21 protein-coding genes and 4 tRNA genes are annotated in these 22,034 nt (G+C 62.6%); 5 read left to right on the top strand and 20 right to left on the bottom strand.

Annotated features, from left to right (window positions below):
• Nucleotides 1-66: 66 nt before the first annotated feature.
• The 11 genes from AC3Z8Y_RS05350 to AC3Z8Y_RS05300 all read right to left on the bottom strand — a co-directional run bounded on the left by AC3Z8Y_RS05350 (nucleotide 67) and on the right by AC3Z8Y_RS05300 (nucleotide 9,861).
• Nucleotides 67-660: a nucleotidyltransferase family protein gene (locus AC3Z8Y_RS05350; RefSeq protein ID WP_490088756.1), complete on the bottom strand. Its 594-nt coding sequence runs from the start codon at nucleotides 658-660 to the stop codon at nucleotides 67-69.
• Nucleotides 657-1,607 (bottom strand): XdhC family protein, encoded by a 951-nt coding sequence (locus tag AC3Z8Y_RS05345; protein WP_490088755.1) that lies wholly within the window; start codon nucleotides 1,605-1,607, stop codon nucleotides 657-659. Before AC3Z8Y_RS05345 ends, AC3Z8Y_RS05350 begins: the two co-directional genes overlap by 4 nt.
• Before the next feature lie 79 nt (nucleotides 1,608-1,686).
• Nucleotides 1,687-2,715, bottom strand: coding sequence for a UDP-N-acetylmuramate dehydrogenase (gene murB / locus AC3Z8Y_RS05340; RefSeq protein ID WP_490088754.1), 1,029 nt, complete (start codon nucleotides 2,713-2,715; stop codon nucleotides 1,687-1,689).
• A complete protein-coding gene (gene kdsB / locus AC3Z8Y_RS05335) occupies nucleotides 2,712-3,479 on the bottom strand; it encodes a 3-deoxy-manno-octulosonate cytidylyltransferase (RefSeq protein ID WP_490088753.1) in 768 nt (255 codons plus the stop codon). The genes murB and kdsB overlap by 4 nt, the downstream gene beginning before the upstream one ends.
• Nucleotides 3,476-3,661 carry a Trm112 family protein gene (locus tag AC3Z8Y_RS05330; RefSeq protein ID WP_040260976.1) on the bottom strand — a complete coding sequence of 62 codons (186 nt, stop codon included), beginning with the start codon at nucleotides 3,659-3,661 and terminating at the stop codon, nucleotides 3,476-3,478. The genes kdsB and AC3Z8Y_RS05330 overlap by 4 nt, the downstream gene beginning before the upstream one ends.
• 27 nt (nucleotides 3,662-3,688) lie before the next feature.
• Nucleotides 3,689-4,696 carry a tetraacyldisaccharide 4'-kinase gene (lpxK, locus tag AC3Z8Y_RS05325; RefSeq protein ID WP_490088752.1) on the bottom strand — a complete coding sequence of 336 codons (1,008 nt, stop codon included), beginning with the start codon at nucleotides 4,694-4,696 and terminating at the stop codon, nucleotides 3,689-3,691.
• Complete coding sequence (locus AC3Z8Y_RS05320; protein WP_490088751.1) at nucleotides 4,696-5,127, bottom strand: ExbD/TolR family protein; 432 nt, start codon at nucleotides 5,125-5,127, stop codon at nucleotides 4,696-4,698. Before AC3Z8Y_RS05320 ends, lpxK begins: the two co-directional genes overlap by 1 nt.
• Nucleotides 5,124-5,759 carry a MotA/TolQ/ExbB proton channel family protein gene (locus AC3Z8Y_RS05315; RefSeq protein ID WP_490088750.1) on the bottom strand — a complete coding sequence of 212 codons (636 nt, stop codon included), beginning with the start codon at nucleotides 5,757-5,759 and terminating at the stop codon, nucleotides 5,124-5,126. Before AC3Z8Y_RS05315 ends, AC3Z8Y_RS05320 begins: the two co-directional genes overlap by 4 nt.
• Nucleotides 5,760-5,823: 64 nt before the next feature.
• Complete coding sequence (locus tag AC3Z8Y_RS05310) at nucleotides 5,824-8,070, bottom strand: DNA internalization-related competence protein ComEC/Rec2 (protein ID WP_490088749.1); 2,247 nt, start codon at nucleotides 8,068-8,070, stop codon at nucleotides 5,824-5,826.
• An 82-nt stretch (nucleotides 8,071-8,152) separates the two neighbouring features.
• A complete protein-coding gene (locus tag AC3Z8Y_RS05305; RefSeq protein WP_490088748.1) occupies nucleotides 8,153-8,932 on the bottom strand; it encodes an ABC transporter permease in 780 nt (259 codons plus the stop codon).
• Nucleotides 8,929-9,861 carry an ABC transporter ATP-binding protein gene (locus AC3Z8Y_RS05300; RefSeq protein ID WP_181117354.1) on the bottom strand — a complete coding sequence of 311 codons (933 nt, stop codon included), beginning with the start codon at nucleotides 9,859-9,861 and terminating at the stop codon, nucleotides 8,929-8,931. Before AC3Z8Y_RS05300 ends, AC3Z8Y_RS05305 begins: the two co-directional genes overlap by 4 nt.
• 357 nt (nucleotides 9,862-10,218) lie before the next feature.
• Between AC3Z8Y_RS05300 and AC3Z8Y_RS05295 the strand changes: the two genes are divergently transcribed.
• Nucleotides 10,219-12,666, top strand: a complete 2,448-nt coding sequence (locus tag AC3Z8Y_RS05295) for an acyl-CoA dehydrogenase (protein WP_490088747.1) — start codon at nucleotides 10,219-10,221, stop codon at nucleotides 12,664-12,666.
• Between the two features lie 66 nt (nucleotides 12,667-12,732).
• Nucleotides 12,733-13,143, top strand: coding sequence for a PA2817 family protein (locus AC3Z8Y_RS05290; protein ID WP_490088746.1), 411 nt, complete (start codon nucleotides 12,733-12,735; stop codon nucleotides 13,141-13,143).
• 69 nt (nucleotides 13,144-13,212) lie between these two features.
• Here AC3Z8Y_RS05290 and AC3Z8Y_RS05285 read toward each other — a convergent pair whose 3' ends face one another.
• The 5 genes from AC3Z8Y_RS05285 to AC3Z8Y_RS05265 all read right to left on the bottom strand — a co-directional run bounded on the left by AC3Z8Y_RS05285 (nucleotide 13,213) and on the right by AC3Z8Y_RS05265 (nucleotide 14,781).
• On the bottom strand, nucleotides 13,213-14,199 hold the full coding sequence (locus AC3Z8Y_RS05285; RefSeq protein ID WP_490088745.1) for a zeta toxin family protein: 987 nt from the start codon (nucleotides 14,197-14,199) through the stop codon (nucleotides 13,213-13,215).
• A 181-nt stretch (nucleotides 14,200-14,380) separates the two neighbouring features.
• Nucleotides 14,381-14,456, bottom strand: a tRNA-Gly gene (locus tag AC3Z8Y_RS05280).
• Nucleotides 14,457-14,459: 3 nt separating this feature from the next.
• A tRNA-Glu gene (locus AC3Z8Y_RS05275) sits at nucleotides 14,460-14,535 on the bottom strand.
• 92 nt (nucleotides 14,536-14,627) lie between these two features.
• Nucleotides 14,628-14,703, bottom strand: a tRNA-Gly gene (locus AC3Z8Y_RS05270).
• Nucleotides 14,704-14,705: 2 nt separating this feature from the next.
• Nucleotides 14,706-14,781: transfer RNA gene (locus AC3Z8Y_RS05265), tRNA-Glu, on the bottom strand.
• 307 nt (nucleotides 14,782-15,088) lie between these two features.
• Here AC3Z8Y_RS05265 and AC3Z8Y_RS05260 point away from each other — a divergent pair.
• Nucleotides 15,089-15,856, top strand: coding sequence for a hypothetical protein (locus AC3Z8Y_RS05260; protein WP_490088744.1), 768 nt, complete (start codon nucleotides 15,089-15,091; stop codon nucleotides 15,854-15,856).
• A 31-nt stretch (nucleotides 15,857-15,887) separates the two neighbouring features.
• On the opposite strand, the gene AC3Z8Y_RS05255 is transcribed toward AC3Z8Y_RS05260, so the two are convergent.
• The gene (locus AC3Z8Y_RS05255; RefSeq protein ID WP_490088743.1) at nucleotides 15,888-16,370 is read right to left on the bottom strand and encodes a GAF domain-containing protein; all 483 of its coding nucleotides are present in this window, start codon (nucleotides 16,368-16,370) and stop codon (nucleotides 15,888-15,890) included.
• A complete protein-coding gene (locus tag AC3Z8Y_RS05250) occupies nucleotides 16,367-17,257 on the bottom strand; it encodes an ATP-binding protein (protein ID WP_490088742.1) in 891 nt (296 codons plus the stop codon). The genes AC3Z8Y_RS05255 and AC3Z8Y_RS05250 overlap by 4 nt, the downstream gene beginning before the upstream one ends.
• 124 nt (nucleotides 17,258-17,381) lie before the next feature.
• Here AC3Z8Y_RS05250 and AC3Z8Y_RS05245 point away from each other — a divergent pair, with 124 nt between their 5' ends.
• Nucleotides 17,382-19,712 (top strand): ATP-binding protein, encoded by a 2,331-nt coding sequence (locus AC3Z8Y_RS05245; protein ID WP_490089942.1) that lies wholly within the window; start codon nucleotides 17,382-17,384, stop codon nucleotides 19,710-19,712.
• On the opposite strand, the gene AC3Z8Y_RS05240 is transcribed toward AC3Z8Y_RS05245, so the two are convergent.
• On the bottom strand, nucleotides 19,699-20,190 hold the full coding sequence (locus tag AC3Z8Y_RS05240) for a glutathione peroxidase (protein ID WP_490088741.1): 492 nt from the start codon (nucleotides 20,188-20,190) through the stop codon (nucleotides 19,699-19,701). The two genes, AC3Z8Y_RS05245 and AC3Z8Y_RS05240, sit on opposite strands and share 14 nt — an antisense overlap.
• On the bottom strand, nucleotides 20,190-20,597 hold the full coding sequence (gene msrB / locus AC3Z8Y_RS05235; RefSeq protein WP_490088740.1) for a peptide-methionine (R)-S-oxide reductase MsrB: 408 nt from the start codon (nucleotides 20,595-20,597) through the stop codon (nucleotides 20,190-20,192). Before msrB ends, AC3Z8Y_RS05240 begins: the two co-directional genes overlap by 1 nt.
• Nucleotides 20,598-20,753: 156 nt before the next feature.
• Between msrB and AC3Z8Y_RS05230 the strand changes: the two genes are divergently transcribed.
• Nucleotides 20,754-21,965, top strand: coding sequence for a pyridoxal phosphate-dependent aminotransferase (locus AC3Z8Y_RS05230; protein ID WP_490088739.1), 1,212 nt, complete (start codon nucleotides 20,754-20,756; stop codon nucleotides 21,963-21,965).
• The last annotated feature ends 69 nt before the right edge of the window (nucleotides 21,966-22,034 follow it).

The raw sequence follows: 22,034 nt of genomic DNA, 5'->3' as shown, positions 1-22,034 counted from the left end.
ATGACGTAGGGACCGATACAACCGAGCATTTGCGCCGACTACGGTTTGGGGGCTGTCGCCGCCCGCCTACCCGGCCAGATCCTCCGGAAGGTCCACATCCCGCAGCACGCCGGGATCATCGACCTCTATCAGCGTCACCCTGCCCTGCTCCAGCAAATTTCGCCCGCCCTGGTCTCCGCTCAGGCTCATCAAGCCTTGGGCATATGCCGCGTCGAAACCCACGGGGTGCCCCCACTTGCCTTGGTACACCGGAACGCAGGCGTGGCCGGTAGTCATTGCGCTGCCGATGAGGGAATAGGTTTGCGCGTGTATCCACGGCATGTCACCCAGGGCTACCAGCCAGCCGGCAGCATCGGCGCGGGCACGCACAGCGGCGCTGAGGCTGTCCCCCATGCCTGCGGAGGGCACCACAAGGGTATCAAAGCCATAGCAGGCGGCCAGCGCCGTCATCTCGCCGAGGCGTTCACTGCCTTCACGTAGCACCAGCAATCGCTCACCGGCCCATTGGCTGAACGCCGACAAGCTGTGTGCCAATACCGCCCGCTTACTACCGTCCAACCCGATGCAGGGGACCAACAGCTTGTTGGCTTCACGCCCTGCTTGCTCGGCGAAGCGGCGACCATAGCCTGCGGCAAGCACCACGGCACAAGCCCCGCTCATGCGGCCTGGTTCTTGATGGCGACAACTTGGGCCATCAGCGACAGTGCGATTTCCGCCGGCGTGTGGCTACCTATGGGCAAACCGATCGGGCCATGCAGGCGGGCCAGGGAAGCGCTGCTTACGCCAAGGCAGGCAAGGTTCTGCTTGCGCTTTTCACTGTTCACCCGCGAGCCCAGCGCGCCCACATAGAAGGCTTTGGAATCCAATGCCGTCAGCAACGCCATGTCATCCAGGCGCGGGTCATGGGTCAGCGCCACGATCGCGGTACGTTCGTCGGGCTGGATCGCCAGTACCGCGTCGTCAGGCATGCCCGGAACGAAACGCGCCTGTTGCGCTTCCCATCCCTGGCTAAATTCGGTACGGGGGTCGCAGATGAGTACTTCGAAATCCAGCAGGCCCGCGATGTCTGCAACGCAGCGGGAAAGCTGGCCAGCCCCGATCAGCAGCATGCGCCAGCGTGGCCCGTAAACGGCGCGTAGCCGTTGGCCGTCGAAGTGTTGGGAGGTTTCGCGGTCGGCCGTTTCAAGGCGAACAGCACCGCTGGTGAGGTCCAGTTCGCGGGCGACTATCTCATGGTTGGCACAGCGCGCCAGCAGTTCGTCGACCCACCCCGCATCCCGCACCCATTCCTCGGTAAGGCGCAGCGTCCCGCCGCAAGGCAGCCCAAAGCGCGCTGCTTCCTCTTTGGTGACGCCATAGGTAATCAGCTGCACCTCGGGCCCTTTGCCCTGTAGGCGCCCGTCATGCAGGCGGCCAATCAGGTCGTCCTCGATACAGCCACCGGACACCGAACCGGTGACCACGCCATCATCGCGCAGGGCAAGCATGGCGCCCGGGGGGCGGGGGGCGCTGCCCCAGGTTTGTACTACGGTGTAGAGCACCACGGCACGGCCTTCTGCAAGCCAGCTTTGCATGTCCCGCAACACGCCAAGATCGACGCTGTTCATTCCTTACCCCTTCACCGCTACCGTTACCTGTGCGCTCGCGAACGAGTACAGGTATCGGACGGCAACGCAGCGGCGTGGTTCAGGCGGCCGGGAGCAGATTAGGCTCCATTTCCAACGTAACGCCAAAGCGTTCGTGAATGTCGGCCTGAATATCCCGGGCCAGGGCCAATAGCTCACGGCCTGTCGCGGCGCCATGATTGACCAGCACCAGGGCTTGATCCTTGTGCACCGCGGCGTCGCCACGCCGGTAGCCCTTCCAGCCAGCCTGCTCGATCAGCCATCCCGCCGCCAGTTTCACCTGGCCATCGAGCTGAGGGTAACCGACCATCGCGGGCCAGCGTTGCTGCAAGGCTGCTGCCTGCGCTTGGGCCACTACGGGGTTCTTGAAAAAGCTGCCGGCATTGCCCAGCACAGCCGGGTCCGGGAGTTTTTCCCGGCGGATGGCGCAGATCGCGTCACTGACGGCTTGCGGGCCGGGCGTTGTGATGCCCTGCTCGGCCAAGCGCTTGCGAACCGGCCCGTATTCAAGATGCAACGGTGCCTCGCGATCCAGCCAAAAGCGTACCCGCAAGATCACCCAACGCCCGGGTTGCTGCTTGAACACGCTGTCGCGGTAGCCGAAACGGCAGGCTTCCACGCTGAAATCCTGCAGCTGGCCAGTATGGCGATCCAACGCAGTGAGCCCGGCGAAGACGTCTTTCACTTCCACGCCGTAGGCGCCCACGTTCTGCATCGGCGCGGCGCCTACTGTGCCGGGGATAAGGCTGAGGTTTTCCATCCCGCCCAGGCCCTGCTGGAGGGTCCAGCACACGAAGTCATGCCAGGGTTCACCTGCCTCGGCCTCGACCATCACCCGGCTGCCGTGCGTTTCGAGCAACCGCCGGCCGCGGCTGGCCATGCGCACTACCAGCCCGGGTACGTCCTGGAGCAGCAGTACATTACTGCCGCCCCCCAGCAGGTGAACGGGCAGGTGGTGTTGCTCGGCGTATGCCAGCGCGGCGATCAAGCCAGCGTCGTTGGCCACCTCCACAAACTGTGCCGCGCACACGTCCACACCGAAGGTGTTGTAAGGCTTGAGCGATACGGCGTCGCGAATCGCCGGGGTCATCCGGCCTCCAGCAGGCGTCGCACCCGCTCCAGGTCCTCGGGGGTGTCCACGCCAGGTGGCGGCGCGATGGACGCCTCCTCCACGTGGATACGCACGCCATGCCAAAGCGCCCGGAGCTGCTCCAGGGATTCGGTCTGCTCCAGCCAGCATGGGCCCCACTGGACGAAATCCTGGAGGAAGCCGGCACGGTACGCATAGATGCCGATGTGCCGCTGATACGGTACGCCTTCGGGCAATTCGTTCGGCCGCTGGGCCAGCGCATCCCGCGCCCAGGGCAAGGGTGCGCGGCTGAAAGTAAGGGCCAGGCCAGTAATGTCGGCCACCACTTTCACCACGTTGGGGTTGAACAGCTGCGCAGCATCGAGCAATGGCTCGCTGAGCGTGGCCATGCGCGCCTGAGTGTTAGCCGCCAGGTTGCCAGCCACCTGATCGATCACTACCGGAGGGATCAGCGGTTCGTCACCTTGCACGTTCACCACGATAGCATCGTCAGCCAGCCCCAGATGGGCAGCCACTTCGGCCAGGCGATCGGTGCCCGACTCATGGTCGGCACGGGTCATGACCACTTCTGCGCCGAAGGCTTCACAGGCCGCGAGGATACGCGCGTCGTCGGTAGCGACCACCACCCGCGCAGCCTTGCTTTGCCTGGCCTGTTCCCATACATGCCGGATCATCGGCTTGCCGGCGATCTCTTGCAACGGCTTGCCTGGGAAACGGGTGGAGGCGTAACGGGCAGGAATGACAACCGTGAACGCCGTAGTCATTTCTCGAGGCGCTCGTCGTCGGTAAGGGTGCGGGCCTCGCTTTCGAGCATCACGGGGATGCCGTCGCGAATGGGATACGCCAGGCCAGCGCCCTTGCTGATCAGTTCGGTCTTGTCCTCGCTCAGCTTGAGCGGGCCCTTGCAGATAGGGCAGGCGAGAATGTCGAGCAGTTTGGTGTCCATAAGGGTCCTTGCATCAAGGGGCAGGCTTCAGGTACCTGGCTGGCCGACCAGGCGAGCCAGGCGGGCATCGAACCAGGCCACGAAGGCTGGAGAAGGTTGCGCATCCACTGCCAGGTACCACCAGTTGCTGCGGGCGAAACCGTGGCATTTTACCGCGTCCTTTTCGGTCATCAGTACCGGCAGGGAGGGTTCGAATGTCAGTTGCTCGGCACTGTAGGTGGCATGGTCGGCGAAGGCATGCTCGGTCGGGCGCCAGTTTAGCGCTTCGAGGGTAGAGAAGAAACGCCGCGGGTTACCGATGCCAGCGACGGCGTGCACGGCCTGCCCCGGCGGGAAATGATCGAGGCCGACGCGCTCGCCGGACGCCACGTTGACCAGCGCGGTGGGCCGCAAGGCCATGCCATAGCCAAGGCCCGAATCCCCTTGTTGGCCGTTACACAGCACCGCGTCTACCTCGGCGAGCCGCTCGGGTGGCTCGCGCAGGGGCCCCGCCGGAAGGCAGCGACGATTGCCCAGGCCGCGAGCGGCGTCGATCAATACCAGTTCAAGGTCGCGCGCCAGGCGGTAGTGCTGCAACCCGTCGTCACACAGGATCAGGTCCAGCGGATGCTCGGCGAGCAGGGCCCGGGCCGCTTGGGCGCGGTCTGGATCGATGGTCAGCGGTACGCCGCTGCGCTGCACGATAAGCAGCGGTTCATCCCCTGCCACGGTTGCTGCATCGGTAGCCGTTACCTGCCAGGGAAACTGTGGCGGGCGCGCGCCGTACCCGCGGCTGATCACCCCCACGCGCAGGCCTGCCTGGCGGCAATGGTCGATCAGCCAAAGGATCATCGGCGTTTTACCAGTACCCCCTACGGTGATATTGCCCACTACTACCACGGGAACGGGGGCTTTCCAGCCGGGGCGGGTACCGTCCTTGAACGCTTGGCGGCGGCGGCCGGCCACTCGCCGGTAGAGGGCTTCCAGCGGCGCGAGCAGCGACAGCCCGGGATGGCCCTCGTACCAGGCCGCAAGCAGGCGATCAGAAAATGCCATCAGTGAGCCGCCTGTGCCTCGACCGTGGTCATGCTAAGGCGGCTGAAGCCAAGCTTGCCCGCGGCGTCCATCGCCGTGATAACCGCCTGATGCGGGGTTTTGCCGTCGGCGCTGATGGACAGCGGCAGGCTGGTATCGCCTCCGGATTCGGCCTGCAGCGCCGTCAGCAACGTGTCCAGGTCACTTTTTGGCAGCGCATGGTTATTGATGGCGTAGTTGCCATCGGCACTGATCGCGATGTCCAGCCGTTTGGGTGGGTTCTCTTCCGGCGCCCCGTTCACGGCTTGGGGAAGCTCCACATGCAGGGCTGTCTCGCGGGTGAAGGTGGTGGTCACCACGAAGAACAGCAGCAGGATGAACACCACGTCGATCAGTGACGTGAGGTTGATTTCGATGTCTTCGCGGCGCCGGCGGCTGCGGCGGAACTTCACGCCCTGCCCCCTTCGATGTCTACTTCGCGGTCACCGTGCAGCACCTCTACCAGCTTGATGGCGTCCTGCTCCATGCGTACCACCAACTCGTCGATCCGCCGTTGCAACAGCCGATGGAAAAACACCGCAGGGATTGCAACGAACAGCCCCGAAGCGGTGGTGATCAAAGCCTTGGAAATACCGCCCGCCAGCACCGTGGCGTTAGTGGCGTTACCGCTGGCATTGAACGCGCTGAAAATATCGATCATCCCCAGCACCGTGCCCAGCAAACCGAGCAGCGGCGCCATGGCGGCGATGGTACCGAGCGCGCCGACATACCGTTCCAGCTCGTGGATTACGCTATTGGCGGCTTCCTCGATGCATTCTTTCATGATGTTCCGGCCGTGGCGGGAATTGGCCAGGCCGGCAGCAAGCACTTCGCCCAGGGGAGAGTTGGCGCGCAACTCCTTGAGCTTCTCGCTGTTGAGTTGCTTGTCCTTGATCCACTTCCATACCTGCGCCACCAGATTTGGCGGGGTGACCCTGCTGGCCCGTAGTGTCCACAGGCGCTCGGCAACAATCGCAAGCGCCGCGACGGAGCTCAGAATAATCGGCAACATCATCCAGCCACCGGCTTTTACCAATTCCCACACAGTGCGGCACCTCTCGAACAAATTCGGCCACTCTATCACAACCGCCCGCGCACAGGCCGGCAGCCTATCGCCCGTCCTCAAGCGCATCACTGCGCCACAAACGCGGCCGCGCACGCCACGCTCTGGGCATGCTATCCCTGCCCAGTACCCACTCGACCGCCCCTGCCCGGGCACTGTCGAATGGTACGATGCCCCGCTGCTCCAACCGCTCGGACACTTCCGGATGGGGATGACCGAAGCGGTTGTTCCAGCCGCGGGAGATCAACACGCCCGCCGGTGCCAGCGCATCCAGGAGTGCGGCGGAGCTTGACGTGCGGCTACCGTGATGGGGCGCTTGCAGCCACTTCACGGCAAGCCCGGGCCAGGCCGCAAGCAGCGCCCGCTCGGCCTGGCTGTCAATATCGCCGGTGAGCAGCAGCCGCTCGCCGTTGGCTTCGATCAACAACACACAGGACGCCGGGTTGGGGCTTTGGGCACGAGGCCAGCGCCAGGGTTCGAAACGCACCCCATCCCACTCCCATGGCTGCGCGCCTTCGCAGGGTTGGCCTTGCCAGCGCAGGGGGGCAGCGGCGGGCTCGCCCACCAGTATGCGTGTGGGCAGCAGTTCACGGATCACAGACTCTGCGCCGCCGCTGTGGTCGGCATGGTCGTGGCTGATGATTAACGTATCCAACTGGCGCACCCCAAGGCGACGCATGCTCGGGACCACGATGCGCTCACCGGCATCCCCCGCGCGGTACCCCGGCCCGGCATCGAACAGCAGGGCGTGGTGGCGGGTGCGCACCAGGATGGACAAGCCCTGCCCCACATCGAGTTGCACTACCTGCGCCTGCCCCCAGGAGGGCCTTTGCAGCGGTGCGAAAGCCAATTGCAGAATGAGCGGCAACCCGAGCCAGCGCAGGGGAAGCCCGGCCGGCAACAAAAGCAGCACCGCACCGAATGCTGCCAGCAGCCAGGCCCATGGCGGCACGCGAGGCGCAAGCCAGGGCGGCGACACTTCGGCCGTCACGGCCAGAACGCCGAGCAGCCCCTCCAGCGCGCCAGCGGCGCACCACAACAGAAATTCACCCACCCCTGGCAACCACACCCCGAGGGTGCCAGCCAGCGCCAACGGCAAGACGATAAAGCTGATCCACGGCACGGCGAGCAGGTTGACCAGCGGGCCGCTGAAGCTGATGCCCAGGCCCAGCGCGCTCATGACCACAGCCAGCCCCAGCGCTACCAGCCACTGCGCGCGCCACCATGCTCGCCACCAGGGCCAGGCCCCCAGCCGGCCGGAGAACCCGAGCAGCAACACCGCCACCGCGGCGAACGATAACCAGAAACCGGGCGTGAGGCTGGCCATGGGATTGAGCAGAAGGACTGCCACCAGCGCGAACGACAGCGGCGTGAATACCCCTAAGTGGCGAAACCGCCAGCGCCAGAGCAACGTGATGCCGATCATTACGCAAGCGCGCTGCACCGGGACCTCGAACCCGGCAAGCAAGCCGTAGCACAGGCCGGCGCCCGCCGCGCCAACGCATGCACAGGGCAACCAGGGCAACCGATGCGGCCAGGCACCCAGCCGAGCCAGCCCCGCTACCAGCCCATATACCAGCCCGGCGAGCAAACCTACGTGTTGCCCGGAAATAACGAACAGGTGAACCGTACCGGTAGCTTGCAGCACCCGCCATTGCCGTGGGCTCAACCCGGAATCATCTCCGAGCACCAACGCTACCAGCAAAGGCGCCAGCGTATGCCCAGACGACGTTAGCACTTTCTCCCGGACCACTTCGCGCCTGCCTGGGGTACCGGCCTGCACAAGGTGCCCATCCTTCGCATGGGCAGTGGCGCCAATGCCTTGCGCGAACAGCCAGGCTTCGTAATCGAACCCGCCCGGGTTGACTACCCCTCGAGGGCGAGCCAGCGACAACGCCAGCCGCCAGCGATCCCCGCTGCGCACGGCCGCGCCGCCGGGCCAGTTCACCCGAATAAGCCTGGGCAGCTCACCACGGCGCGAAACCGCATCGCGCAGCTCGAAGCGAACGCCTGTTGAGGTAGATACCGGCAGGCCCACGACCCGCCCCTCGACCCAGACTGTTCGGTCGTCCAGACGTGGGTCGAGTTGATCGGCGTTGATGCGCAAGGCACAGAACAGTGCCCACGCCAGCCCGGCGAGCGCTGATCCAACACATCGGCTGGCCCGCCCGGGTTGGAACGCGAACATCAAGCCTGCCACGGCCAGGCTTGCCACCAGCCACCCCGGCGGCAAACCAGGCCACCAGCGAGCCCCTAGCACACCTGTTACAAAAGCCAGCAGCGCTGCTCGCATACCCCCCTCCTTGGCGGCCCGGCGCAGTATGGCTGGGCAAGGCTACCAGGGGGGGAAATGGACCGTTACCGGGTGTTTGGCATCAGGTGCGCATGCCCCGGCCGCTGACCAGCAACCGGGCGCAGCAGAGGTACAGCACAACGGTGGCCACGCACATAAAGCTAAGCGCAGTGCCAATCTGGATGTCCGACACGCCCAATATGCCGTAGCGGAACGAGTTCACCATGTGCAGCACGGGGTTGGCCAGCGACAGGGTCTGCCAGATCGGCGGCAGCAGGTTGATGGAGTAGAACACCCCGCCCAGGTAGGTCAGGGGCGTAAGTACAAAGGTGGGAATGATCGAGATATCGTCGAAGTTGCGCGCGAACACTGCGTTGACGAAGCCCAGCAAGGAGAAGATCGTCGCGGTCAGCACCACCACTACGATGGTCACGCCAAGGTGATGCACGTGCAGGTCGGTGAAGAACAGCGACAGCAGGGTGACGATCAACCCTACCGCCAGCCCCCGCAGCACGCCGCCGAGGGTATAGCCCACGAGGATGGTGTGAGGCGACACCGGCGACACCATCAGCTCTTCGATCGAGCGCTGGAACTTGGCGCCGAAGAAACTCGATACCACGTTCCCATAGGAGTTAGTGATCACCGACATCATGATCAACCCGGGAACGATGTATTGCATGTAGGTAAACCCGCCCATCCCACCGATCTGGCGGCCGATCAGGTTTCCGAAGATCACAAAGTACAGCACCATCGTAATGGCCGGGGGCAGCAGCGTTTGTGGCCAGATCCGCATGAAGCGGCGAACTTCCCGGTACACGATGGTATTGAGGGCGACCAGGTTGGGCGACAGTTCGGTGCTCATACGGCCACCTTCGCCAGGTTCTTTTCAACCAGGGACACAAACAACTCCTCTAGCCGGTTGGTTTTATTACGCAGGCTCAGCACTTCGATCTGGCGCAGGGCAAGTTGGCCGAACAGCGCAGTGATACCCGCTTTTTTATCGACCTGCACTTCCAGTGTATGGGGGTCGAGCAGGCGGCACGGGTAGCCGACGAGTTCCGGCGCTTTATCCAGGTTCTGCCCCAGGTCCAGCACGAAGGTTTCGACGGTGAGCTTGCCCAGCAACTTACGCATGCTGGTGTTCTCGGCAATGGTCCCGTGATCGATGATGCCGATGTGGCGGCAGAGCTGCTCGGCCTCTTCAAGGTAGTGGGTGGTAAGAATGATGGTGATGCCCTTGCGGTTGAGTTCGGTGAGGAACGTCCACATGGACCGGCGCAGCTCGATGTCCACACCCGCGGTGGGCTCATCGAGGATCAACAGGCGAGGTTCATGAATCAACGCCCGGGCAATCATCAGCCGGCGCTTCATGCCGCCCGACAGTGAACGCGACGGCGCGTCCCGCTTCTCCCACAACCCCAGCTGGGTCAGGTACTGCTCGGCGCGCTCCTTGGCGACCTTCGGCGCAATGCCGTAATAGCCGGCCTGGGTCACCACGATGTCGAAGGTTTTCTCGAACTGATTGAAGTTGAATTCCTGTGGCACCACGCCAATAGAGCGCTTCAGCCGTGCCGGATCACGGTCCAGGTCGTGACCGAACACATTTACCGTGCCGCTGGTTTTGTTCACCAGGGTGGACAGGATGCCGATGGTGGTGGATTTACCCGCGCCGTTGGGCCCGAGCAATGCGAAAAAGTCGCCTTCGGCAACATCCAGGTCGATCCCCTTGAGGGCCTGGAAGCCGTTGCCATAGGTCTTGGTTAGCTGCCGGATGGACAGTGCGGAACTCATGACAGATCAATACCGATAATAAGGTGGCCGGAAAGTTAAGGGCCACCGAGGTGAATTACAATGTCTGGCGCTCGCTTTCATGCTGCCGACGTGCGGTGCATGCGTACAGTGAAGCGCGTCGATAGTCATTATCAGGGGCAGGTCATTGCCCTGCCCTTCTGCTTCAACCGACCGGCCACACCCCCGTTAAGTTTCGCCGGGGCGCCGGGCGCCTGCTACGAACTCAGCGTTCACAGCAGGGTCACTACAGGCACAGCCCGGCAGCGAAGCGGCCCGGCAAGATCGAGGCCGTGCCTGCCTCATCGCGCGGATCGCGCGATGCGCTCAAGCCCGGCCCCACCATCCGGAGAGAAACGTATGTGGGTGTTCGGTGTGTTGGTTCTGCTGTGCGGCGTTATCTGGCTGTGCCATAGGCGAGTGTCGCCCTTGCCCGTCCTGGGCATCGCCGCCGTTTATGTGCTGGGGCTTGGCCTGTTTACCGATACGCCTGGTGTGGTACTGGCTGTTCTCTGGCTGCTGCTGGCGGCGGTCACCGCCTTTGTGACCTTGCATGGCCTGCGCCGCCAATGGTTCACCAAGCCCATGTTCACCTGGGTGAAGCGCACCCTGCCGCCCATGTCCAGCACCGAGCGCGAGGCCATCGAAGCCGGCACCGTATGGTGGGACGGGGAGTTGTTCAGCGGTCGGCCCGACTGGCATACCTTGCTCAACTACCCGCCTTCCGTGCTCACCGCCGAGGAACAGGCTTTTATTGACGGGCCGGCCGATGCCCTGTGTGCCATGGTCAGCGACTGGCAGGTCGGCCAGGACATGGACCTTCCCCCCGAAGCATGGGCCTACATCAAGCAGAACGGGTTCTTTGCGCTGATTATCCCCAAGGAATACGGCGGCAAGGGCTTCTCGGCCTATGCGCATTCGCAGGTGGCGATGAAGTTGGCGACCCGAAGTGGCGACCTCGCCTCCACCGTGATGGTGCCTAACTCGCTTGGGCCGGCAGAGTTGCTGCTGCATTACGGCACCGAAGAGCAGCGCAACCATTACTTGCCGCGCCTGGCCAAGGGTGAGGAGATCCCCTGCTTCGCCCTCACTGGCCCCCTTGCCGGCTCGGACGCTGGCGCCATGCCCGACGTTGGCATCGTTTGCCGGGGGCAATGGCGAGGCGAGGAAGTGCTGGGCCTGCGCCTGACGTGGGAAAAGCGCTACATCACCCTCGGCCCCGTCGCTACGTTGCTGGGCCTGGCGTTCAAGGCCTACGACCCGGACCATTTGCTAGGCGACAAGGAGGAACTGGGCATCAGCCTGGCGCTGATCCCTACCGACACGCCCGGCGTGAATATCGGCCGGCGCCATGTGCCGCTGGGCGCTGCCTTCATGAATGGCCCCAACAGCGGCAAGGACGTGTTTGTACCTCTTAGCGCGCTGATCGGCGGCCCGGCCATGCTGGGCAAGGGCTGGATGATGCTGATGAACTGCCTGTCGGTAGGGCGCTCCATTTCGCTGCCTGCCGTGGGCACGGGGGTGGCGAAATACAGCAGCCTGGTCACGGGCCGCTATGCGAGCATTCGCGAGCAATTCAATGTGCCACTGGCGGCGTTCGAAGGTATTCAGGAATCGCTCGCGCGCATTGGTGGCAACGCTTGGCTGATGGACAGTGCCCGCATCCTCACCGCCCGCGCGGTAGACCTGGGCGAAAAGCCCTCGGTGCTCTCGGCGATTCTCAAGTACCACCTCACCGAGCGCGGCCGCGAATCCCTCACCCACGCCATGGACGTGCACGGCGGCAAAGGCATCATTGCCGGCCCGAACAATTACCTGGCGCGTAACTGGGCTGGCGCGCCTATCTATATCACCGTGGAAGGGGCCAACATCCTCTCCCGTAACCTGATGATCTTCGGCCAGGGTGCCATCCGCTGCCATCCGTTCGTGCTCAAGGAAATGGCGCTGGCCAGCCAGGGCGACAGCCATCAGACACTCGAAGCGTTCGACCGTGTCTTGCTTGATCACCTGGGCTTTGCGGTGGGCAATGCCGCCAGCACACTCATGCTAGGCCTGGGTGTTGGGCACTTGGAACGCCGCCCTGGCGATCGCCTGAGCCAAGGCTACTTCCGCGCGCTGGATCGGCTGGCCGCTGCCTTCGCCATGTTGGCAGACCTGAGCATGATGCTGCTGGGCGGCAGCCTCAAGCGCAAAGAGCGCCTATCTGCCCGGTTGGGGGACGTGGTGAGCTACCTCTACCTCGGTTCGGCCGCGCTCAAGCGCTACCACGACGAGCAATCCCCCGAGCACCTGCAGCCACTACTGCGTTGGGCCATGGAAGAAAGCCTGGGCAAGGCCGAAGCCGCGCTCGCCGGCGTGCTGGCGAATTTCCCCAACCGCGTGCTGGGTAACCTGCTTACGCTGGTGATATTCCCGCTCGGCCGCCGCCACCCCGGCCCGGACGATCGACTGGAAGCCGAAGTGGCCGGCATTCTCGGGCGCAGCGAGGAGGACCCGGCCCTGGCCGCCCTGCTCGAGGGCTGCTACCGCCCCGAAAACCCCAGCGACCCCGTGGGCGGCTTGCGCACCACGTGGCAACTGCTGGCCAAGGCAGCACCTGTGCAGCGCAAACTGCATGCGGCGCTAAAAGGTGGGCAAGTGTCGGCGGCGCCGGGCCAGGCCGCCGTGGACGCTGCGGTGGAACAGGGCGTGCTCCAGCTGGCCGAAGGCGAGCTGTTGCGCCAGGCCGAAGCCGCTCGCCGGAAGGTGATCGACGTGGATGACTTCGCCCCCGAAGCCCTTCAGCGCACCGACGGGCAGGTGCGCTGAACCGCCCCGGGACAACAGGCGCGGCGGCGCTTATACTGCCGCGCCTTTTCAGACAGGAGACCTCCCGTGGCCAATCCGATCATCGAGCATCATCTGGCACTGCTGCGCCACCTGCGTGGGATCCTCGTGGCCCTGGGCGAAGCCGAGCAAGTGCCGGAAGAAAGCCATGCCCTCTTCGTGGAGCGGTTCGATGAACTGATCGAAGCCCTCATCGACGAAGCACCGGAGAATTTCTACCTGGGCCAGGACCTGCTCTGCCAGGTGTTCACCCGCTACCCGCAGATTGCCCACTTGGTGCCACGTGACTTGCTGTGGTTTTTCGGCGGGGACTGCCTGCACTACATGCCTGATGACGAGATCGACTTGTATCAGCAGTTGGAAGATCGCCGCCACGACGCTGAAGCGAACGATGAGCCGTTCGATTGGAATCAGGAAAAGCAGTTGCTGGCAATGTCGGAGAGCGGTCCGAAGCATTGACAGCCGCCAGAACGCAGGTACTCGGGGCGAGCCTCTGACTGCCCCAGTCCTGGCCTGGTAATGCCATAGTTATGGGTAAACATACTTCATCACATACAAACTCAACTCGCGGAAGACATCACGGGGGACCTTGGGTATCAGCGCCTGCGCCCGCTCTAGTGTCTTGCAACTGAACCTGACCATTTCCTCACGCACCCTCGCGTCAATCATTCCCGCGTTCACCACTTGGGCGTACTGAAGGTACGAGCAAGGGAAGTTCGCTTCGGCACTCCGGCGAATTTCAAAGGAAGGATTAAGGTTGGGCAGGCTGAAAAAGGGCTGGCCCTGGTACTCCGCTTGCGGGGTAAGTTCTGATGGGGAGGTACACTCGCTATGGCAAAGCGGTTTGCTATCCATCCCCGTCTCGATACCGCGGTGGTATAGCGTGATCTGGGAGCCAGGCACCTGTGTGCAAGCATTTTCGAAGGCGTCGAGAATCGCCCTGGCATTGAGCTGTGACGCTTCAATGGCCGACAGGGGCAGGAAGCGCTCAAGCTCATCGTTTGCGATACTTTTCACCCCACGATCCAAGGTCGCCCAGTGGCTGAACTCCTTCTGGCAGGCAATCATATGGACTTCAAATTGATAGCCCGCTTGAACGGCCGCAGGCGGAAACGCAGCGAACTCAGCGCTATCCAGGGCCGTTTCCATAATGATGTTGTACCGGTTCGCGAAGGCATGCGCGAAAACCTTTCCGCCCAGTTCCCAGACAAAGCGCTCGGTATGCTCATACACATGAAGGATGCCCTGCCCCTTCATTTGATCGTATTGGGGGTGTAATTCTCGAAAAGCAGGCACATAAAGGCGCACGTAGTTTTTGTAGCGCTTGGTTCGCAGGAGCTGGTGTTTCAGCAAATACGTTTTACCCGAGCCTTGAGCACCTGCCACGATCAAAATCTTCGGGCTAGGCTCACAATCGTGACAATCAGCATCGCGCGCGCGATCGAAGAGGGATGCGCTCAGCGTGGAGAAGGCTTCATCCACGTCGGCGCGGGTATAGGAGTAAAGAGAGGTCATTGCTGCCGATCCTTGATAACTGCCGAAAATGGCTGACCGACAATTTAAGGAAGGCGCCAGTGACGCGGCGGTAGTTAATTACGCCACCGCGTTAACACAGACAGGGAATCGCAGGCATGAAAAAAGGGCCCGAAGGCCCTTTTCTCTGTAGGTTAGCCAATGAACATGGCCAACCTGAATTTGGAGCGGGAAACGAGACTCGAACTCGCGACCCCGACCTTGGCAAGGTCGTGCTCTACCAACTGAGCTATTCCCGCAAATGGCGTCCCCTAGGGGACTCGAACCCCTGTTACCGCCGTGAAAGGGCGGTGTCCTAGGCCACTAGACGAAGGGGACAACTGCCCGAAACAACCTTCGGTCATTTCAGCAACCGCGACCACAAGGGCCTCGGATTTTACTGATACCGCCTGAGCCGTATCAAAGTAAACTGGAGCGGGAAACGAGACTCGAACTCGCGACCCCGACCTTGGCAAGGTCGTGCTCTACCAACTGAGCTATTCCCGCAATGGCGTCCCCTAGGGGACTCGAACCCCTGTTACCGCCGTGAAAGGGCGGTGTCCTAGGCCACTAGACGAAGGGGACACACTACAACATTCACTCCCTGCTGCGGTTGGCTAAGTGCTTTACGCTGCAAGTGGCGCGCATTCTAGGGGCGGTTTTGATACCCGTCAACCCCTCCAGAAAAAATTATTCAAATCAATGGGTTCGCCTCGCTTGCCGGGCCCACCTTGCTCCTTGTACGGCGCTTTCACCCTCTTGGCAGGGCTATGCCGGGCAATGCGCCACGCGCATAATCGACGCCTCGGCACGCGCTGGTGGAGGGGCAGCCCTGTCACCCCTCCCAGGCAGCCACTACACTCAAGCCATTGCTTTAGACGAGGTTAGCCCCGTGACACACATGATGATCGCCGCGATTGTGATTGCGGGCATTGCGATACTCATTGCCATTGGCTTCCTTAACAATATGGTAGAAGCCAACAAGGCGGAGAAGGTGCGCCTGGGCCATGAGTTCAAGGACCGCCTGCGGCGCTGCGCGGAAATCAACGAACGCTTCCCCGGCCAGCTCACCACGCCAGAGCTGAAGATGCTGATGCTCCGGCTCGAACACAACGTGGTCAAGCGGGCGCTGGCACTGAACAAAGGCAACCTTGATTTGAAGGAACGGCTTGCCGAGCTTGAGCTCGATATGGGCAAGGAAGAACTCGAGATCAAGAACCCTGTGGTCTCGATCACCACCGAATCCCAGGCCAAGGATGTGAGCTTCCTGATCGAAGCGTTGCACCATCAAATCCTGCGCGCAGCCCAGGAAGGCATTTTCAAACCGGGCGAATCCCGTCACTGGGCCGGGGTGATCCGGGGGTTGCTGGTGAAGTTGCACCTGGAGTTCTTCAACAACCTGGGCCAGCAAGCCTTTCAGGACGGCGACCCGGGCCATGCCCGCCTGGCCTACGAGCGCGCCGTGCAGTATCTGAAAAAACAGCCCGACCCTTCCCTGTACAGCGAAGAAATGGCCTATGCGCAAAAGATGGTAGCGCGTGCCGATGCACTGGTATTGAACAAGATCCAGGCCCACGACGGCGACGTGAACGAGCTCACCGCCGGGCTGAAGGAAACCGAAGAACAAACCGAGTGGAAGAAAAAGGCCCTCTACGACTGAGAGGGCCCAATGCGCGCCGCTGACCTGAATATTACAGGTCAGTGGCCTGCAGGAAGATTTCCGCCAGGCGCTCGATACCCGCTTGATCCTCCTCTGTGAAACGCCCCACCAAGGGGCTGTCCAGGTCCAGCACCCCAATCAGCCTCCCCTCCTTCACCAGCGGAACCACCAGCTCGCTATTCGACGCGCTGTCGCAGGCAATATGGCCCGCAAACGCATGCACATCCTCCACGCGCTGGGTGATACGCGTGGTCGCAGCGGCGCCGCACACACCTTTGCCGAAGGGTATACGCACGCAGGCGACCTTGCCTTGGAAGGGGCCAAGTACGAGTTCTTCGTTACGGTTGAGGTAGAACCCTGCCCAGTTCAGGTCGCCCAGCTCGCTGTACAGGAATGCCGACATCTGCGCGGCGTTGGCGATGAAGTCCCGTTCCCCGGCCAACAGCGCCTCCAGTTGCGCGCATAACAAGGCGTAGCCCTGAAGGCCATCTCCGGTGGATTGCAGATCGATCATTGCTCAGGCTCCAGCATTTGCAGGCCCACCCACTGGCGGGCAAATTGATAGGCGCAACGCCCGTTTCGGTTGCCTCGCGAGGTGGCAAAGCGGATCGCGAGCACGTCAAACGCCGCATCCCGCTGCCAGCTCAGCCCCGCGCGAGCGGCCAATTGGTTGACCCAGTGCTCTACCACGTTCAGGTAGTGCTGCTGGGTGAAGGGGTAGAACGACAGCCACAGGCCGAAACGGTCGGACAGTGCAATCTTGTCCTCCACAGCTTCGCTCGGATGCAGCTCGCCTTCCACCCGTGTCCAGTTATCGTTGTCGCTTTGTTTTTCCGGCACCAAATGCCGCCGGTTCGACGTGGCGTACAGCAGCACGTTTTCAGGCGCCTGTTCGAGCGACCCATCCAGCACGCTCTTGAGCACACGGTAATCACCTTCGCCTGCTTCGAACGACAAGTCGTCGCAAAACAATACGAACCGCTGCGGCTGTTTACGCAGCTGCTCGACCACTCGGGGCAGGTCTGCCAGATGGTCGCGCTCGATCTCGATCAGGCGCAGGCCCTGGCTGGCGAATTCGGCCAGCAAGGCCCTTACCAATGAAGACTTGCCGGTGCCGCGCGAGCCCCACAGCAGCGCATGGTTGGCAGGCAACCCTTCAAGCAACTGGCGCGTGTTGCGTTCGAGCTGGGCGCGCTGGTTGTCCACCCCTTGCAGGTCGCTCAAGCGGATATCCAGGCTCACTTCAAGCGGCAGCAGATAGCCTTCGCGGCCGTCCCGTTGCCACCGCGCCGCGAGCGTGTTCGCCCAGTCGATGTGCGGCCGCGGGGCGGGCAGCAAGGGCTCCAGGCGGGCCAGTACCCCTTCGGCGCGTTCAAGGAACGCAGATAAACGTGAGTCCACAACTTCACCTCGGCGCTTACAAGCGCTATACAGGATGCAGGATGCGCCCGTGTGCCACAGGGCCGGGGACCGACCCATTGACTATGCTGGGGGATGCATCATCAAGGAAAACAGCCCGATGCCCATGAGCATCAAGTTCAACCAGCGACTGTCCTATAAACAAGCCCGGCTTACGGTGTTGCTGGGCCTGATACTGGGCACGCTCTTGAGCGTGGTGCAAATTTCCCTCGATTATGCCAGCAGCCGCGACCTGCTCAAACGCCAGATCGCCTCCCTGCTGGAGGTGAGCCAGAACCCCGCCTCGCGAATTGCCTACAACATCGACCGGGAACTGGCCCTGGAGCTGACCCGCGGGCTATTGCGATCCGAGTCGATCGTCGGTGCCCGCATTACAGATAACGAAGGCACGCTGCTGGCGGCCGTCGACCGTCCGAAGGCCCAAACCCCCCACCGGTTCATCACGGACGCTTTGTTCGGGCGAAGCCTGGAGATCGACACCACCCTGTTTCTCGAGCACCTGCCCGAAGAAAAGTTGGGCACCCTGAGCGTAGCCATCGACACCGCCGCATTGGGCAGTCGATTCATCGACCGGGCCGAGGTCACGCTCATCAGTGGCTTTTTGCGGACCATGCTGTTCACCGCCATTTTGTTGGTGGTGTTTTATTTCATGCTCACCAAGCCGCTGGTCACGGTAGTGGGGCACCTCAGCCGCGCCAGCCCGGGGGCGGCCGATCCGCAACACCTGCCCTGCCCTCCCGGCCACGAGCACGACGAAATTGGCGTGCTGGTCAGGGTAGCCAACCAACGGCTTGACCGTACTGCAGTGGAAATCCGCCAGCGGCGGGCGGCCGAGGATCGGCTTACGGCCTACCTGGATGAGCTGGAGAGCATTGTGGCGGCCCGCACCACGGAACTTGAAGCCAGCAATCAACGCCTCAGCCAATCGAACCGTGAACTGGACGAGGCCCGCCGTACCGCATTGGAAATGGCCCAGGCTCGCTCGGCATTCCTGGCCAACATGAGCCATGAAATCCGCACCCCGCTCAATGGCCTCCTGGGCATGATCGCGCTTACCCTGGACAGCCCGCTCACGGCCGAACAACGCCAGCAGCTGGCTATCGCCCATGATTCGGGGAAAGTACTGGTAGAGCTGCTCAACGATATTCTCGACCTGTCGAAGTTCGATGCAGGTCAGCTGGAGCTGGAGGCATTACCGTTCGACCTATCGGTGCTGGCCGAAGACACCGCCAACCTGTTCAGCCAGAACGCCGCGCCCGAGGTGGAGCTTACCTGCCTGGTGCAGCCGGGCTTTCCCGCCATGGTGCTGGGCGACCCGATGCGCATTCGTCAGATCATCAGCAACCTGCTCTCGAATGCACTCAAGTTCACCCGCCACGGGCGGGTCGACGTACGCTTGCAGACGGTGGGCGAGTATGTACGTATCGAGGTTCGGGACACCGGGATCGGTATTCCGCCGGAAGCTCAGCACAAGATTTTCAAGCCGTTCACCCAGGCGGGCGCCGCGATCACCCGGCAGTTCGGCGGGACCGGCCTGGGCCTGGCGCTTACCAGCAACCTGTGCACCGCCATGCACGGCCGGCTGAGCATCAGCTCCAGAGCAGGCGTGGGCAGCCGCTTTTACGCCGACCTCCCACTGACTGTACACACTCCTGCCTACCCCGCTCCGCAGTTGCGGGGGAAAGTATGGGCGGTATGTGATGCCGGCACCGGGCTGGCTGAGTTGCTGGACGAATATCTTCCCCGCTGGGGGCTGGAGTATCAGCGCTTCAACAGCCATGAAAGCCTGGAGGACATCCAGCCGGACCTGCTGATCACCGATTGCCTGGAATGCCTGGCCAGGCTTCGCCCTACCGTGGCGGCGCCTTTGCTGCTGGTAACGGCTTATGGGAATTTCCTGCCGATGGAGCAGGCTGCGGCCCTTATGCCCATACAACAGCTGGCCCGCCCGCTGGCACGCCAGGGGCTGCTGGAGATCATGCGCAGCCATCTGGACGAGCAACCCCCGGGCTTGCCGGGCCCCGTCCCCCCTGAGGGGAACATACCGCGTCAGGCCCGGATACTGCTGGTGGAGGACAACCCCGTCAATCAACTGGTCGCCAAGGGGATGTTGAGCAAGCTGGGCTGCGAAGTGGAAGTCGCGATCAATGGCGCTGAAGGGTTGAGCGCACTGGAGCGGCAACCGTTCGACCTGGTGTTGATGGACTGCAATATGCCGGTGATGGACGGCTATGAGGCGAGCCGGCGCATCCGTGAAAGCGGCCGGTGGCCGGGCCTGCCGATCATTGCACTTACCGCCAACGCCATGCCCGAAGAACGGGAACGCTGCAAGGCGGCCGGCATGTCCGACTACCTGTCCAAGCCTTTCCGCCGGGAAGAGCTGATCGGCCTGATCGACCACTGGGTCTCGGCGCCGCACGCTCCTACGAACGGCTGAGCAATGCCTGGATATCTGCCTCGAGCTTCTCCGGCCGCGTGGCCGGGGCGTAGCGTTTTACCTGCTGGCCAGAGGCATCTACCAGGAACTTGGTGAAATTCCACTTGATCGCCTTGCTGCCCAGAACACCAGGGGCCTGTTGCTTCAGCGCGAGGAACAGCGGATGAGCCTGCGGGCCATTCACGTCAACCTTGCGGAACAACGGAAAGGTCACGCCGAAGTTAAGCTCGCAGAACTGGGAAATCTCCGCTTCGGCGCCCGGTTCCTGGCCGCCAAACTGGTTGCAAGGGAATCCCAGCACCATCAGCCCCTGATCCCTGTAGCGCTGCCAAAGCTGCTCCAGCCCTTGATACTGCGGAGTGAAGCCGCACTTGCTGGCGGTATTGACCACCAGCCAGGCCCGCGCCGGAAGGTCCGCGAGGGTTTTCGAACCTCCGGCAATCAGGTCGCAGGGCACGTTCAGCAGCGGCAAGGCCATTACACCCGCTCCCCTTCAGTGGTCACCAGCTGCAGGCACACGGAGTTGATGCAGTAGCGCAGGCCCGTAGGTGGTGGGCCATCGGGAAACACATGGCCCAGGTGGGCATCACAGGTGGAGCAACGCACTTCGGTGCGGATCATCCCGTGGGTGGTGTCGCGCAATTCGACCATCGCCTGCTCGCCAATGGGCTGATAGAAGCTGGGCCAGCCGCACCCGGAGTCGAACTTGGTGTTTGAATCGAACAGCGAAGCGTCACAGCAGATGCAGTGGTAGATGCCGGCCGTTTTAGTGGCGTTGTACTTACCAGTGAACGGGCGCTCGGTACCCGCCAGGCGGCACACACGGTATTGCTCTGGATCGAGCATGTCGCGCCATTCTTCCAGGGTTTTATCAAACTTTTGCATGGCTTTACCTCGGCTACGGAAAATCCGCCGGAGGTGGCTTTTCCGTGATGGGGACGGCACGTATCATTGCGCCTTCAATCGTTGCCAGTCTGTCACCGGCGCTTCGCGCATTCAAACTCATTTCGGCGCCGCCCGGCCACTCTTCGGGATCTCATCATGCAGTTCAGCAAATCGAACAAACTCGCCAATGTCTGCTATGACATCCGTGGGCCGGTACTCAAGCACGCCAAGCGGCTGGAAGAAGAAGGCCATCGCATCCTCAAGCTGAATATCGGCAACCCGGCGCCGTTCGGCTTCGAAGCGCCCGAGGAAATTCTCCAGGACGTGATCCGCAACCTGCCTACCGCCCAAGGGTACAGCGACTCCAAGGGCCTGTTCAGCGCACGCAAGGCGGTGATGCAGTACTACCAGCAAAAGCAGGTGGAAGGCGTTGGCATCGAGGACATCTACCTGGGCAACGGCGTGTCCGAGCTGATCGTGATGTCCATGCAGGCCCTGCTGAACAATGGCGATGAGGTGCTGATACCGGCGCCGGATTACCCGTTGTGGACCGCCGCCGTGAGCCTGGCCGGTGGCCACGCCGTGCATTACCTGTGCGACGAACAGGCCAACTGGTGGCCAGACCTGGAAGACATCAAGGCCAAAATCACCCCCAACACCAAGGCCATGGTGATCATTAACCCGAACAACCCCACCGGCGCCGTATATTCGAAAGAAGTGTTGCTCGGCATGCTGGAACTGGCTCGCCAGCACAACCTGGTGGTGTTCTCCGATGAGATCTACGACAAAATCCTCTACGACGAAGCCGTGCATATCAGCAGCGCTTCGCTGGCCCCGGACCTGCTGTGCCTGACCTTCAACGGCCTGTCCAAATCCTACCGGGTAGCAGGCTTCCGCTCGGGCTGGATGGCCATTTCCGGGCCCAAACATCACGCCCAGAGCTACATCGAGGGGTTGGACATACTCGCCAACATGCGCCTGTGCGCCAACGTGCCCAGCCAGCATGCCATCCAGACCGCGCTGGGGGGTTACCAGAGCATCAACGACCTGGTGCTGCCGCCGGGCCGCCTGCTCGAACAACGCAACCGCACCTGGGAGTTGCTCAATGACATCCCCGGCGTGAGCTGCGTAAAGCCCATGGGCGCGCTTTACGCCTTCCCCCGGATCGACCCCAAGGTATGCCCGATCCTCAACGATGAAAAGTTTGTGCTGGACCTGCTGCTGTCAGAGAAATTGCTCGTTGTTCAGGGCACGGCGTTCAACTGGCCGTGGCCTGATCACTTCCGTGTGGTCACCCTGCCAAGGGTGGACGATCTCGAACAAGCGATCGGCCGCATCGGCAGCTTCCTGCGCACCTATCGTCAGTGACCGACGCGGGGGTGGGCGACCGCTCACCCCCATTCCAGAGCCCGCGCCCTCCCCCGCTTCGCTGCGCCC

Source organism: Pseudomonas sp. 3MAES_34.3B, from assembly GCF_058145875.1.
Note: the sequence above shows the minus strand (reverse complement) of the source record. Positions and strands in the feature narration are given on the sequence as shown.

Bases quoted from the DNA above. Each gene is read 5' to 3' on its own strand.
- msrB (WP_490088740.1), bottom strand. From the start codon at position 20,597: ATGCAAAAGTTTGATAAAACCCTGGAAGAATGGCGCGACATGCTCGAT.
- AC3Z8Y_RS05295 (WP_490088747.1), top strand. From the start codon at position 10,219: ATGTGGGTGTTCGGTGTGTTGGTTCTGCTGTGCGGCGTTATCTGGCTG.
- AC3Z8Y_RS05245 (WP_490089942.1), top strand. From the start codon at position 17,382: ATGAGCATCAAGTTCAACCAGCGACTGTCCTATAAACAAGCCCGGCTT.
- AC3Z8Y_RS05305 (WP_490088748.1), bottom strand. From the start codon at position 8,932: ATGAGCACCGAACTGTCGCCCAACCTGGTCGCCCTCAATACCATCGTG.
- AC3Z8Y_RS05310 (WP_490088749.1), bottom strand. From the start codon at position 8,070: ATGCGAGCAGCGCTGCTGGCTTTTGTAACAGGTGTGCTAGGGGCTCGC.
- AC3Z8Y_RS05300 (WP_181117354.1), bottom strand. From the start codon at position 9,861: ATGAGTTCCGCACTGTCCATCCGGCAGCTAACCAAGACCTATGGCAAC.
- AC3Z8Y_RS05285 (WP_490088745.1), bottom strand. From the start codon at position 14,199: ATGACCTCTCTTTACTCCTATACCCGCGCCGACGTGGATGAAGCCTTC.
- AC3Z8Y_RS05240 (WP_490088741.1), bottom strand. From the start codon at position 20,190: ATGGCCTTGCCGCTGCTGAACGTGCCCTGCGACCTGATTGCCGGAGGT.
- AC3Z8Y_RS05255 (WP_490088743.1), bottom strand. From the start codon at position 16,370: ATGATCGATCTGCAATCCACCGGAGATGGCCTTCAGGGCTACGCCTTG.
- AC3Z8Y_RS05330 (WP_040260976.1), bottom strand. From the start codon at position 3,661: ATGGACACCAAACTGCTCGACATTCTCGCCTGCCCTATCTGCAAGGGC.
- murB (WP_490088754.1), bottom strand. From the start codon at position 2,715: ATGACCCCGGCGATTCGCGACGCCGTATCGCTCAAGCCTTACAACACC.
- AC3Z8Y_RS05350 (WP_490088756.1), bottom strand. From the start codon at position 660: ATGAGCGGGGCTTGTGCCGTGGTGCTTGCCGCAGGCTATGGTCGCCGC.
- AC3Z8Y_RS05230 (WP_490088739.1), top strand. From the start codon at position 20,754: ATGCAGTTCAGCAAATCGAACAAACTCGCCAATGTCTGCTATGACATC.
- AC3Z8Y_RS05345 (WP_490088755.1), bottom strand. From the start codon at position 1,607: ATGAACAGCGTCGATCTTGGCGTGTTGCGGGACATGCAAAGCTGGCTT.
- lpxK (WP_490088752.1), bottom strand. From the start codon at position 4,696: ATGGCATTTTCTGATCGCCTGCTTGCGGCCTGGTACGAGGGCCATCCC.
- kdsB (WP_490088753.1), bottom strand. From the start codon at position 3,479: ATGACTACGGCGTTCACGGTTGTCATTCCTGCCCGTTACGCCTCCACC.